General features: G+C 43.5%; 13 protein-coding genes. 3 read left to right on the forward strand and 10 right to left on the reverse strand.

The genetic code is table 11. The annotated features are described in order from the left end of the window. Positions 1 to 13: 13 nt before the first annotated feature. A complete protein-coding gene (locus FFF34_001215; GenBank protein TSD66048.1) occupies positions 14 to 268 on the reverse strand; it encodes a 30S ribosomal protein S20 in 255 nt (84 codons plus the stop codon). Between the two features lie 151 nt (positions 269 to 419). Next, positions 420 to 1,766 (reverse strand): Gfo/Idh/MocA family oxidoreductase, encoded by a 1,347-nt coding sequence (locus FFF34_001220; protein TSD66049.1) that lies wholly within the window; start codon positions 1,764 to 1,766, stop codon positions 420 to 422. A gap of 174 nt (positions 1,767 to 1,940) precedes the next feature. On the opposite strand from FFF34_001220, the gene FFF34_001225 reads away from it, so the two are divergent. Beyond that, the gene (locus tag FFF34_001225; protein ID TSD66050.1) at positions 1,941 to 2,900 is read left to right on the forward strand and encodes a S1/P1 Nuclease; all 960 of its coding nucleotides are present in this window, start codon (positions 1,941 to 1,943) and stop codon (positions 2,898 to 2,900) included. Positions 2,901 to 2,902: 2 nt separating this feature from the next. Further along, positions 2,903 to 3,316: a hypothetical protein gene (locus FFF34_001230; protein TSD66051.1), complete on the forward strand. Its 414-nt coding sequence runs from the start codon at positions 2,903 to 2,905 to the stop codon at positions 3,314 to 3,316. 45 nt (positions 3,317 to 3,361) lie between these two features. On the opposite strand, the gene FFF34_001235 is transcribed toward FFF34_001230, so the two are convergent. From FFF34_001235 to FFF34_001270, 8 genes are all read right to left on the reverse strand, one after another. Beyond that, positions 3,362 to 4,015: a DedA family protein gene (locus tag FFF34_001235; protein TSD66052.1), complete on the reverse strand. Its 654-nt coding sequence runs from the start codon at positions 4,013 to 4,015 to the stop codon at positions 3,362 to 3,364. 72 nt (positions 4,016 to 4,087) lie between these two features. Beyond that, positions 4,088 to 4,834 (reverse strand): DUF4397 domain-containing protein, encoded by a 747-nt coding sequence (locus FFF34_001240; GenBank protein TSD66053.1) that lies wholly within the window; start codon positions 4,832 to 4,834, stop codon positions 4,088 to 4,090. A 1-nt stretch (position 4,835) separates the two neighbouring features. Further along, positions 4,836 to 5,507, reverse strand: coding sequence for a DUF4397 domain-containing protein (locus tag FFF34_001245; GenBank protein ID TSD66054.1), 672 nt, complete (start codon positions 5,505 to 5,507; stop codon positions 4,836 to 4,838). A gap of 152 nt (positions 5,508 to 5,659) precedes the next feature. Continuing rightward, complete coding sequence (dnaN, locus tag FFF34_001250; protein TSD66055.1) at positions 5,660 to 6,784, reverse strand: DNA polymerase III subunit beta; 1,125 nt, start codon at positions 6,782 to 6,784, stop codon at positions 5,660 to 5,662. 35 nt (positions 6,785 to 6,819) lie between these two features. Beyond that, complete coding sequence (gene gldG / locus FFF34_001255) at positions 6,820 to 9,222, reverse strand: gliding motility-associated ABC transporter substrate-binding protein GldG (protein TSD66056.1); 2,403 nt, start codon at positions 9,220 to 9,222, stop codon at positions 6,820 to 6,822. A 131-nt stretch (positions 9,223 to 9,353) separates the two neighbouring features. Beyond that, complete coding sequence (locus FFF34_001260; GenBank protein TSD66057.1) at positions 9,354 to 9,863, reverse strand: porin family protein; 510 nt, start codon at positions 9,861 to 9,863, stop codon at positions 9,354 to 9,356. Positions 9,864 to 9,873: 10 nt separating this feature from the next. Further along, positions 9,874 to 10,362, reverse strand: coding sequence for a hypothetical protein (locus tag FFF34_001265; GenBank protein ID TSD66058.1), 489 nt, complete (start codon positions 10,360 to 10,362; stop codon positions 9,874 to 9,876). A 31-nt stretch (positions 10,363 to 10,393) separates the two neighbouring features. Continuing rightward, positions 10,394 to 11,107, reverse strand: coding sequence for an ATP-binding cassette domain-containing protein (locus FFF34_001270; protein TSD66059.1), 714 nt, complete (start codon positions 11,105 to 11,107; stop codon positions 10,394 to 10,396). Between the two features lie 209 nt (positions 11,108 to 11,316). Between FFF34_001270 and FFF34_001275 the strand changes: the two genes are divergently transcribed. Continuing rightward, positions 11,317 to 12,792 carry a glycine--tRNA ligase gene (locus FFF34_001275; protein TSD66060.1) on the forward strand — a complete coding sequence of 492 codons (1,476 nt, stop codon included), beginning with the start codon at positions 11,317 to 11,319 and terminating at the stop codon, positions 12,790 to 12,792. The last annotated feature ends 165 nt before the right edge of the window (positions 12,793 to 12,957 follow it).

The raw sequence follows: 12,957 nt of genomic DNA on the forward strand, positions 1-12,957 counted from the left end.
TGTTGTTAAGCTATTAGCTTAAAGCATTTACAAATTTGGTAAGCTTTGATTTGTTGTTAGAAGCTTTGTTTTTGTGAATAACATTCTTTTTAGCCAAACGGTCTAACATCGAAATCACTTTAGACAATAAAGGGGTTGCATCAGCCTTAGTTGTTGTACCTCTTAATTTTTTGATAGCGTTTCTGGTGGTTTTTGCCTGATACCTGTTACGCAGACGCTTCGCAGCGTTTGATCTGATTCTTTTTAGGGATGATTTATGATTTGCCATCGTATAGCTTTGTTATTCTTTCTTTATTTTTAAGGATGCAAATATAGGCCGATTAATTTTAATTTGCAAACGCTTTTTTATTTTAGTTGATTAGTTTATTGGTTTTAATAGTTGATTAAGTTATTTGCAACATTCAACTTAATCAACCAACCTAATAATCGTCGTTTAAAGCAAAGGTATTTTTCCTGTCCTTCCACTTACCTTTTGTAAAATCGGGGAACTGCTGAGGAGTGTTTCCATCGGCTATCGATTTTTCTGACAATGGCAGTATCACACTCATGGTTACCGAATCGTATACGTCAATTGGCGTTTGCACCTTGCGCTTAACCGACTCTACAAAAGCGTTAAATACAAACCAGTCCATACCACCATGGCCCGCGCCTTCGGCGGTAGAAGCGTACTTTTTCCATAGCGGGTGGTCGTATTTATCAAACCACTCCTGGGCGGGGTCCCAAATATCGTTACGTTTCGATTTTCCTTCGATATACACCGAGCGGTTCACATCCATCCACAGCCCTTTGGTGCCTTGTACCCTAAAGCCTAACGAGTATGGCCTTGGCAGGTGCGTATCGTGCGATAACAGCACCGTTTCGCCGTTTGCACAGTTGATCATGGTGGTAATCACATCGCCGTTTTTGTAGTTGATCTTAGCGTTGGGGTTACCCGGGGCCTTTTCTTCTACATATGCCGCCAAACCGCGTGCCTTTGATGAGAACGACACCAAATTGGTAAACCGGTTGCCATAGTTAATATCCGCATAATGCATCAACGGGCCAACGCCATGGGTAGGGTATATATCGGCGTTCACATCCACATTAAACTGGGTGCGCCACCTGGCCTCGCTAATGGCCTTCGGCCCAAACTCTACACCGTGGCCATAATACTCTTTGCCATCGTTAAACAACACCTCGCGCAGGTTGTGCTGGTAGCCGCCTTCCAGGTGTATCATCTCGCCAAAAAGCCCCTGGCGCTGCATGTTCAGCACGGCCATTACATCACGGCGGTAGCAAACGTTTTCAAGCGTCATATAAGGCATACCGGTTTTCTCGGATGTTTTTACAATTTCCCAGTGGTCCTCTACACTTAAGCCGGCTATAACCTCGCAGCCCACATATTTACCGGCCTGCATGGCGTGTACAGCCTGGTCTTTATGAAACTGCCATGGAGTGGCTATTAATACCGCATCAATATCTTTACGCTCTATAAGCTTCTTGTAAGCATCTAAGCCGCCGGTGTATTCGGCAGGTAGTTTTTTGCCTGCTTTAACAAATTGCTTGCGGCATTCGTTTAAGCTTTGCTCGGCAACATCGCAAATGGCTACAATTTCTACATCATCGCGCAGCAGGCCTTCGCCAATATGGTCGCGACCGCGCAGGCCAACGCCTATGTAGCCCATGCGTATCTTATCCATATTTTTACCAAACACTACGCCCGAAGGCAATATGCTGATACCGGCGGCCAGTATAGTGCCTGATGTTATAAATTCCCTGCGATCCATATTTATTGGTTTTGAGTATTGAGTTAAGCGTGTTGAGTTGTTAATCAAATTAAAGCAAATAATGTCTTAATCGGTATTTACACAACTAAATATTTACATAAGTTGATTCAAGCCCCATTTTGTTAATGCCAATATTCTTCAAATGCTGTTTCAGACAGTAACTTTACCCTTCAAATGAAGCGCGCCCTGCTCACCTGTATCACCGGTATTGTTATCATCACCCTTTGCTCGTCGTGGGGTTTTTTCGCGCATTACCGCATACACAGGCTGGCGGTTTTTACGTTGCCTAAGGGAATGGCGGGTTTTTACAGGGCCAATATCGATTTTATTACCGAACACGCCGTTAGCGCCGATAAAAAGCGCTATGTAGATTCGCTGGAGGCACCACACCATTTTTTTGATGCCGACCATTATGGCAAACAGCCTTTTAAAAATATGCCGCAACGCTGGATAGACGCGGCAGCCAAATACTCGACGGACACGCTGAACAAGTATGGCACCGTGCCCTGGGCCATACAAAGCAACTATTACTGGCTGGTTAAAGCTTTTAAAGCGCATGATACCACAGCCATCCTTATTACATCGGCTAATTTAGGGCACTATATATCCGATGCTTACACGCCTTTGCACCTCACCAGCAATTACGACGGGCAACTGACCAACCAAACAGGCATCCACAGCCTATGGGAGAGCCGCCTGCCCGAGTTGTTTGCTAACAGCTACAACTATTACATTGGCAAGGCAAAGTACGTGCAGAGCCCCTTAAACGAGGCCTTCAAGATATGCAGAGGTAGTTACAAAGCGGCGGATACAGTTTTAAAAATAGAGCGGTTGCTTAACCGCAGTTTCCCGGCTGATAAAAAATATGTGATGGAGCAGCGCGGCGACCGGAAGGCAAAGGTATACTCAGTAGCTTATAGCCGTGCTTACCACAAAATACTTAAGGGAATGGTACAGCGGCGCATGAGGGCATCTATACTAAGCGTTGGCAGCTTTTGGTTTTCCGCATGGGTAGATGCGGGGCAGCCCGATTTAGGTAAGCTGATCAAAACACCTTTGACCAAAAAGCAAAGTCGAAAGATAAATGAGGAAGAGGCTTTGTATAAGGCGGGAAAAGTGTTAGTTTTAAAATAACAATGGAAAACTCAGCTATCAATTTAAAAGAATGGAGTATCATTAAAAAGATACTTTTATTTCTAAATGTCTCGGCATATCGGGCATCTGTAAATTCTCCATTTAATATTGCTTATAGTCGTAAATCCAGGCATATGGCTTACGGAGCTATCTTAAATGTATTTTTCTTTATATCGATATATTCAATCATCTTTTCAACTCAGTTCCCCGTTGCTGATGAATACTTTAAATATTTTGTTGTAGCACTAATAGCTTACTTCGGCGCTATATTCATCATTTTTGATAAAGATATTGTTGTCGCATCTGTGGCTTACAATCATTATTACAATAATCTACTTTACAACCTTTTCAGGCTTTACATGCTTGTAGGCATTGTGTGTGGCTTAATATTATTTTATAATTCGATAGGTAAATGATTTGGCTGTGCCAACAATTGGGGTACGCTATTATAGCTTTACAGTTTAAGCCGATTGTTTTTTACCCATCTTACTTTTTATATAAGCCACTATTGGCGGCAATAGCGATAGCAGTATAATAATAATGGCTACCAGCGAGAAGTTATTTTTAAAGAACGGCACATTACCAAACAGGTAACCGCCATATAAAAACAGCACTATCCATAACAAACCACCCACAATATTGTACAGGCTATAACGGGCAAAGGGCATACGGCCAACACCGGCCACAAATGGCGCTATGGTGCGTATAATAGGCACAAAACGGCTGAATATTACTGCCTTGCCGCCATGCTTATCAAAAAAAGCCTTGGTTTGCAGGTAATAGCTTAGCTTAAGTATTTTATTTTCTTCTTTAAAAACCTTTGCTCCCAGGTAATTGCCTAACAGGTAATTTACCGTATTGCCGGCAAAAGCCGACACGATCAATATCACGCAAAGCAGGTTAATATCTAACCCGGTATTGCCGCCGGCTATAAGCGCACCTGCTGCAAATAATAACGAGTCGCCGGGTAAAAAGGGGGTTACTACAAAGCCGGTTTCGGCAAAAATGATAAAGAACAGTATAAGATACGTCCATCCCTGGTAATCGCGGATGATATCAGACAGATGTTTATCAATATGTAAAATAAAGTCGATAAGGCTGTGTAGTAGTTCCAAAGCTTTTAAAATTTAGTCAAAAATAGTAAGATAAACTATATAACGAAACATACACAAGGTTGTGATGTAATGCTATTGCGTAGTAGTTTCGGGTACGGTATTTAACAATATACCACCGCCAAAAGCAGCGGTATCAGCACGGTTCACCAGTCCGTAACTAAATACAGTATACAATTTGCCATCCAATATGGTTACATCAAGGCTTTTTAGTACCGTGGTGGGTGCCGAGCTTTTACTGAATTTAAGCGTATAATCGCCGGCGGTAACCTCTCTGTAGTCGGTTACTTTTTTGTAAGTTACCTTGCTAAATGCCAGGGTATCATTTGCGGTTAAATTTAACCCGGTTGAGTTTGGCGACGCGTTTACAAACCTAATCTTTCCGCGGCCTACTGCAGGTATGCTGCCGGTATCAACCGTTAAAATTGTTGTAATAGAGCTATCGGCCTTTAACCCGGTTATAAACCACGAGTACCTAACATGCGGCTGCAACTGCTGGCTAAGGGTTTGTATGTTAGTTAAGCTTATTGTTGTGCTTGTTGGCACCGGCCTTATTTGAAAAGGGGTATCAATAACCGGTACCGAAAAATACCCTGAGGGCACCGGGTAGGTATATTGGTTGGTGTTAAATTTTGAATAAAGGGCATATAAATTAAAAGCCTGCAAATCGGGACTAAGGTTTAATATTTGTAACTGCGCGTTTGAGTTTGTTGAGGTGGTAATATCGCTTTTACCACAAGAGCTCGCCATAGGGATAACCATTACCCCTATTATAAACAGGCACAAATACAGTAATACACTGCTTTTACTTTTATTGGTCATGTTATTTGTTAACGTTTAAGCCCGTACCAAATTTTGCATCGCCGCTGCCGCCGGTGCGCCCTTTTGTAAATAGGGTATACACGCCGCCTACATCAAGTATCCTTGTTTCGTCGCTTAGTAAGGTAGCCGTACCGGCCTTGTATATGCGTACACGTTTTGTACCCGCGTTTACATTTAAAAATACAGTGGCGGTTTTAAATGCCCTGGCTTTAAATTTTACAGTGTCGCCTACGGTAACATCTAAAGCGCCAATATCGGGTGTGGTGTTTACAAACCTCACCCTTGCTGTTTTGTCGTTACTTTTTATTGTATCTATAGTTAATAAGGTGTTTTCATCGGTAGTGCCGGCTAAAAACAACGTGTAGCTTTGTAAGGTATCAAGTGTTAATGCTTTAGTAAACAAAACAATAGGGCTGCCTATGCGCCTAAACTGGTAATTTTGCTGGCCATAGGGTACCCCTATATAGCCGCTTGCACCTTGCGGGTAAAGGCTTGATGTATTGTTTATACGTGTACCGTTTATATAAAAATTAAGTGTGTCGGCAGTAGCGTTTACCACATTCAGGTCGGTTACCAACCCGTTGTCATCAGCAGGCACGTCGTCGTTTTTTTTGCAGGCGGCAAAACCCAGCGCCAGTACCAAAACAATTATAACAGGTAATTTACTATTCATATAAACAAGCAGATGCTATATAACTCTGCAATTATAGGTTTTGTTATCGGGTCAATAAAAAAGTCCGGTTATAGCCGGACTTTTGTGTTAATAGCGATTGGTGAGCGGAGAATGGTTTAACTAAACTCCATTCACTATTCACCATTCTCTAACTATGCGTAGCTGTTAAGCATAACCGGCATAACCAGCATTAGTACATCTTCATTCTCGTCGCCGCCTTGTGGCAGTAATAAACCGGCACGGTTAGGGGTCGACATTTCTAACGATACTTCTTCGCAGCTTAAATTTTTCAGCATTTCTATCAGGAAACGGGCGTTAAAGCCAATTTCCATATCATCGCCTTCGTACTGGCAGCTTAAGCGCTCGTGCGCTTCGTTGGCAAAATCAATATCTTCTGATGATATATTCAGTTCGCTGCCGTTTATTTTTAACCTAACCTGGTGGGTAGTTTTATTAGCATAAATAGCCACGCGGTTAAGCGATCCTAAAAACGCCAAACGGTCTATACTTAACTTGTTAGGGTTTTCTTTAGGGATAACCGCTTCATAATCGGGGTAGCGCTCATCAATTAAGCGGCATACCAGGTTAATGTTGCCAAACTTAAAAAACGCGCTGGTGCTGTTATACTCTACCGATACGTTTACATCATCGGCGGGTAAGGCAGATTTTAGCAGGGTTAACGCCTTTTTAGGTAATATGAACGATGTAGTGCTATCGGCTTTGGCATCTAAACGGCGGTAACGTACCAGCTTGTGGGCATCGGTAGCTACAAAGGTTAAGTGCTGGCTGCTTAACTGGCAGTAAACTCCTGTCATGGCGGGGCGTAACTCATCGTTACTTACCGCAAATATGGTTTTATTAATAGCCTCGCCCAATACAGATGCCGGCAGGTTTACTGACGATGCATTCTCAACAACCGGTATCTTCGGGAAATCCTCACCATTCTCGCCGCTCAGTTTATATTTACCGTCGCCGGCGCTTATTTCAATAGCAAAGGTTTTATCATCTACAGAAAACGCCACCGGTTGCTCCGGTAACGATTTTAAGGTATCAAGCAATATGCGCGATGGTATAGCAATACGGCCATTCTCTTTAGCCTCAACAGTAAGCGAGGTGGTCATGCTGGTTTGCAGGTCGGTTGCCGAAATGGTTAAGTTCCCGTCCTTTATCTCGAACAAAAAGTTTTCCAGTATGGGTAATACGGTGCTGTTACTTAAAGCGCCGCTTACAGACTGTAATTGCTTGAGTAATGTTGATGTGGAAACAATAAATCTCATAGTATATTAACGTTTATCTACCAAAAGTATAAAATTTAATGAGCATACTTTCGCTTACGGATATAATGTTGAAAAATAGCAAATATTAACACCATTGCAATGGGTACAATATTATTTACCAGCTGCCAGTAAAGCTTCTCGTTACGTATGCGGGCGCGGTTAAGCAAACGAATTTGTATCTCTTTAGAACGTAACGAGATCAGCCCCGAATCATCGGTCATGTAATCGGCAATGTTAAGCAGCAGGTTTTTGTTGCCATAGCTTTGCTGCGTGTAACGGTCGTACCCCAATGGGAATGGCGAACCATCAGACCCTATTTGATTTTTCAGGATATCGCCATCGCTCAGTACTATCATTTTAGTGGCTTTACTTTCGGGGATAATGGTTGTTTGACCGCTTAAACCCTCGGGTACCGGGCGATTCCTGAAATCAGACCTGAAATTACCCTCCAGTAATACCCCGGTAATTTTTGGCGCGCTTTGAAAATCCTTGGGGTTTGGCTCGTCCTGCAATGCCTGCAGCGATAACATATGCGGGGTGCTTATTTTTTTATTGTATGGCGATGATGTAAGCAGGATGGTTTTCTCCACATTTTTAGTGTCCAACAGATCGATACTGCTGGCAAACTGGCTGGTTATACCATCCAGATTTTTAACAATTGGGTGTTTTGATAATGGCAGATAAACCGGGTTAAACAACCAGGGAAGCATTTGTATTTGAGCCTGCCCGCCCGCGTTACCCGTAGTTACCGGTATTTGCGAGCAGTTCATATCTGCTATCAGGTCGTAATTGATGCGTACGCCATAGCTAAATAACTGGTCGTCCAGGTTAAGCTCTTTATTAAAGGCCAATTGTTCGCCTCCGTGTCCTTTCAGGCTGTCCAATTCGGCATTTACCTGGTCAATGGCCCATAACACGCGGCCGCCACGCATAATATACTGGTCTATTTTAAATTTTTCTAATTCAGTAAATGCTGCGGATGGTTTAGCCACTACCAGCAGGCTTATTTTATTTAAACTATCCGGTGGTATGGTGTTCAGATCTACGCGGCCTACCAAATAACCATCGGCTAATGACCGCATGGCATCATTTAATTGCAGGTCGGTCAATTCTTTATGCCCCTCGGTAAAGCCAACACGCTGCTTACCACCCGAGGTAATCTTTTTAATAGTTGATGTAAAGGCATATTCCAGGTTTTGGATAGAATTGTTCAACACCGCATCTGGGGATAAATTCATGTTGCTTTGCGATTCAAGCAGTTTTACGGGGATGCTTTTTTCGCCATATGTAACCAAGGCAAAAGGGAATATTACCTTTTGCGATACACCATCATCCGTTTTTACGCTTAGGCTTTGCGCTTCTATGCCCTGCGCCTGCAGGTCTTCAAAGGCTTTTTTCTGTTCGTCTTGCGATAGGCCTTTAAGCGGATCGGTAAATTCAAATTGCAGTTTACGGTGGCTGTAGGCTTGCAGATCGGTTAACATATCGCGCACAGATGTTTGCAGCCTTTTCATACCCCCCGGGAAGTTATCGCCTTGTAAATAAACGGTAACCTTTATGGGTTGCAGCAGGCTATCCATTACATTGCGGCTTATTGGCGATATGGTAAAACGTTTCTCTTTTGTAAAATCAAAACGGGTAAAGGCCCAGTTAGAAAACACCCCAAAAAATATCATCAAACATAAAACCGACAGAAAAACGGTGTTAATAAACTTCTTTTTAAGCTGGCGATGTAGCACAAACAGCGTTAACCACAAAAACAGGGTACACAGGATAAGGAAGTAAGCCAAATCGCGGGTATCTAACACCCCGCGGCTAACCGACTCGTAACGTTGGGTAATACCAAGGCTGCTGATGCCCAAATCTTGCAGTGATAATATAGAATTAAGCGAATCGAACCCGCTATAAAAAAAGAAGCAAAGGAAAACGGCGATAGTAAAGGCAATCACCTGGTTTTTAGTTACCGAAGATGCAAAAAGCCCTATAGCTGTAAAGGCCGCCCCTAATAAAAACAAACCGATGTATGAGCCTATTACCGCGCCGGTATCGATATTACCCTGTGGTGTGCCTAACGTGTAAACGCTAAAATAATAAACAAGTGTAGGCACTAACGCAAACAGCACTACCAACACGCCTGCAAAGTATTTACCTAATACTATCTGAATATCGGTTAAGGGGCGAGTGAGCAGCAGCTCGAAAGTACCCTCGCGGCGCTCTTCGGCAATAGAGCGCATGGTAATGGCCGGTACCAAAAACATAAACAAATAAGGGGCAGTGCTAAACAAGCTATCCAACCCGGCATAGCCATAGGCCAGTATGCTGGTATCGGGGAATACCCACAAAAACAAACCCAGCACCAGCAAAAAAACGCCAATGGTAACATACGCTACCAGCGAACTGAGGTACGAGGTTATTTCTTTTTTGAGGATGCTGAACATTTGTTTATTATTTTAAATCGTCATTGCGTTTTTCAAACCGTCATTGCGAGGTACGAAGCAATCTCTGAACATTGCATAAGTCTTACATATCGGGAGATTGCTTCGTGCCTCGCAATGACACGGGGAGGATATCACCATCCAAACCTGTAAGCTGCTCTTATCCCGGTTTGTTTTAAACGGTTACGACCCCAGCTTTCATAACGGAAGCCCAGGTCGATGCCTGCGTTCTTGCCGGCGGGTATCACAAAGCCGGGCCCTACTGCATAAGTAAATAAATTGTGCTTGTCGTAATTGGTCTCTATTACATCGCCACCCTCGGCCTCTACATAAACACCTTGACTGAAAAAATATTTCAATCCCGCTTTTAACGGTATAAAACCACCGGGTGTTTGTTTTGATGCACTGCCAATAAGCGTATTTTTGTAATAAAAGCTGGTATATCCTGCTGTAAATGTTAAACTGATAGACGAGCTCAATGGCATCTCGGCCTTACCCGAGCCGCCGAAACCTATTGTATAAATACTATTTGAAGGCGCACCAAGCTCAAGCCCCACACCAAAAGCTTTTTGGACCGTAGTTTGGGCATTGGCGCAAGCCGCAAACAACACCAGTGATACGGGGAGTATTATTTTGAATGGCATAGTTAACATCTTAAAATCTGTAGCCTATATAAGCGCCGACTTGCGCTAACTGCACGGTTTTACCAGCCCAACTTTCATAATGAGCGCCTATTTCCATCCTTTTAAAAGAATACCCGGTGTGTAACGAGTATGCGAATTTATTATCAAAGCCGCTGGCAGTGGCAATAACATCGCCAACTTCAACACCCATAAAAAACCCTTTGTACAGGTAAACCTTAACGCCTGCTTGAACTGGTATAAAACCGAATGATGGTTCGATACCCATGTGTTCGTACCTGGCGGCGGTGTAATAAACACTGTAACCAGCCGATGCCGTAAAGAAGGTTCCATCTTCTATAATCGGCGTTTGATATTTTAGCGATCCGCCTATGACAGAAGAATAAAAGTTGCTGGCCTCTCCCACGGGCTTACCCGCTTCAAAGTTGATGCTAAATTTGGAAGAGCTGCTCGTTTGTGCCAGGGATGCCGTTATTGCCCCTGTTACAAGCAAAATGATCATTAGTGTCTTTTTCAATATATAGTTTATTTAATTAGTGGCTAATGTTGGTCAATTCAATAAATATTTGTTCCAGCGTTTTATTGCCGTTTCTGCTTCGCAAACTTGTAAGGGTATCATTAGCGGCGATTTTGCCTTTATTGATGATGATTACCCGGCCGCAAACAGCTTCTACCTCCTGCATGATGTGCGTTGATAGCACAATAGTTTTTGTTTTACTCAGGTCCAGTATCAGCTGGCGTATGCCTATCAACTGGTTAGGATCGAGGCCCGATGTGGGCTCGTCCAATATCAGCACCTGCGGGTCGTGCAAAATAGCTTGTGCCAGGCCTACGCGCTGACGGTAACCCTTTGATAGCTGGCCTATGCGTTTATGCTGCTCGGGCCCAAGCCCGGTTTGTTCAATTACTTCCGCAATACGTTTTTCAGGTTCATGCAAACCATGTATACCCGCTACAAAGGCGAGCGATTCTTTTACATACATATCCAAATACAGCGGGTTGCTCTCCGGTAAATAGCCAATATTGCGCTTAACATCTAATGGCTGTTTGCTAATATCAAACCCGCAAACCGAAGCAGTACCTGCTGTTTGCGGTATAAAGCAAGTAAGCATTTTCATGGTAGTGCTTTTACCGGCACCGTTAGGGCCTAAAAAGCCCAATACACCCGGTTCGGCGCTGAATGATATGGCATCCACCGCTTTTTGTTCACCATAAATTTTTGTTAATCCCTCAACGCGGATACTCATGCCTCAAATGTAGAAATTTAGTCGGAAAAGACCGACAGCCGATAAATACGAAAGAAATTTTAGACGGCTTGTCATTCTTAGGTTGTCAAAGGGTATTGGTGAGTGGTTCGACAGACCCGCCATTACGCCTTAGCTTTTGCATACATTCCCATAAAGCTTTTACCTTTCGCCTTTTACCTTTCTGCCTAAATTGTATCTTTGCCCCTATTATGAGTAATTCAACCGACGAACTTTTTAAAAACGTTATATCGCACGCCAAGGAATATGGCTTTGTTTTCCCATCCAGTGAAATTTATGACGGCCTTAGCGCTGTTTATGATTACGGCCAAAACGGATCGGAATTAAAGAACAACCTGAAAACCTACTGGTGGAAAAGCATGGTGCAGATGCACGATAATATTGTCGGTATAGATTCGGCCATATTTATGCACCCTACCATCTGGAAAGCAAGCGGTCACGTTGATGGCTTTAGCGACCCAATGATTGATAATAAAGACAGCAAAAAACGCTACCGTGCCGATCAACTGCTTGAGGATAAGATAGCCAAGTACGACGAAGAAGGCAAAACCAGCGAAGCGGAAGAACTACAGATAGAAATGGACAACGCCCTAAAGGCCGAAGACCTGCCCCGCCTGCGCGAACTGATCATAGCACATAATATTAAATGCCCACTAAGCGGCACCGCAAACTGGACCGAAGTACGCCAGTTTAACCTGATGTTCAGCACCCAGATGGGTGCCGTTGCCGATGATGCAGACGTGGTTTACCTGCGCCCCGAGACTGCGCAAGGTATATTTGTAAACTACCTTAATGTGCAAAAATCGGGCAGGATGAAGATACCTTTTGGTATTGCACAAATAGGCAAGGCTTTCCGTAACGAGGTTATCGCCCGTCAGTTCATCATCCGCATGCGCGAGTTTGAGCAAATGGAGATGCAGTATTTTGTTCGCCCCGGCACGCAAAAAGAATGGTTTAATAAATGGAAAGAAACCCGCCTTAAATGGCACCTTGCCTTAGGTACCGACGCTGCCAAATACCGCTACCACGAACACACTAAACTGGCTCACTATGCTGATGCGGCTTACGATATTGAGTTTGAGTTCCCTTTTGGCTTTAAAGAGGTAGAAGGTATACACAGCCGTACCGATTTTGACCTTAGCCAGCATGAAAAATTCTCGCGCAAGAAGATGCAATACTTTGATCCGGAATTGGGCGAGGATGGTAAACCTTATGGTAACTACATCCCTTATGTTATAGAAACATCGATAGGTTTAGACAGGATGTTTTTGCTGACCATGATAAACGCCTACGAGGAAGAAGACCTAAGCACCGAAGAAAGACAGGATAGCCGCACCGTATTACGCCTGCACCCTTGCCTGGCACCGGTAAAGGCAGCCATTTTTCCGCTGACCAAAAAGGACGGTTTGCCCGAAAAAGCACGCGAGATAATGGATAAATTGAAGCTTGACTTTAACCTTCAATACGAAGAAAAAGATGCCATCGGCAAGCGTTATCGCCGCCAGGATGCTATAGGCACGCCATTCTGTATCACGGTAGATCACCAAACTTTAGAGGATAGTACCGTTACCATTCGCCACCGCGACAGCATGGCCCAGGAGCGCGTAGCCGCCGACCAACTGGACAAGATAATAGGCGATCTGGTAAGTTGGAAAAATTTATTGTAAGCCCCGTTAAGGGTTGCCGCCAACAAAAAAGATCGCCTGTATTACAGGCGATCTTTTTTGTTGGCTACTTTGGCAGCTTGCGGCATTAAGGATGGTATATCTGATATATAATTCTCCTTTTTTGTTTAATGATATAAACTCATAACTTTAAACCCGATCATTATT

The sequence above is a fragment of the Inquilinus sp. KBS0705 genome (assembly GCA_005938025.2).
Lineage (GTDB): Bacteria > Bacteroidota > Bacteroidia > Sphingobacteriales > Sphingobacteriaceae > Mucilaginibacter.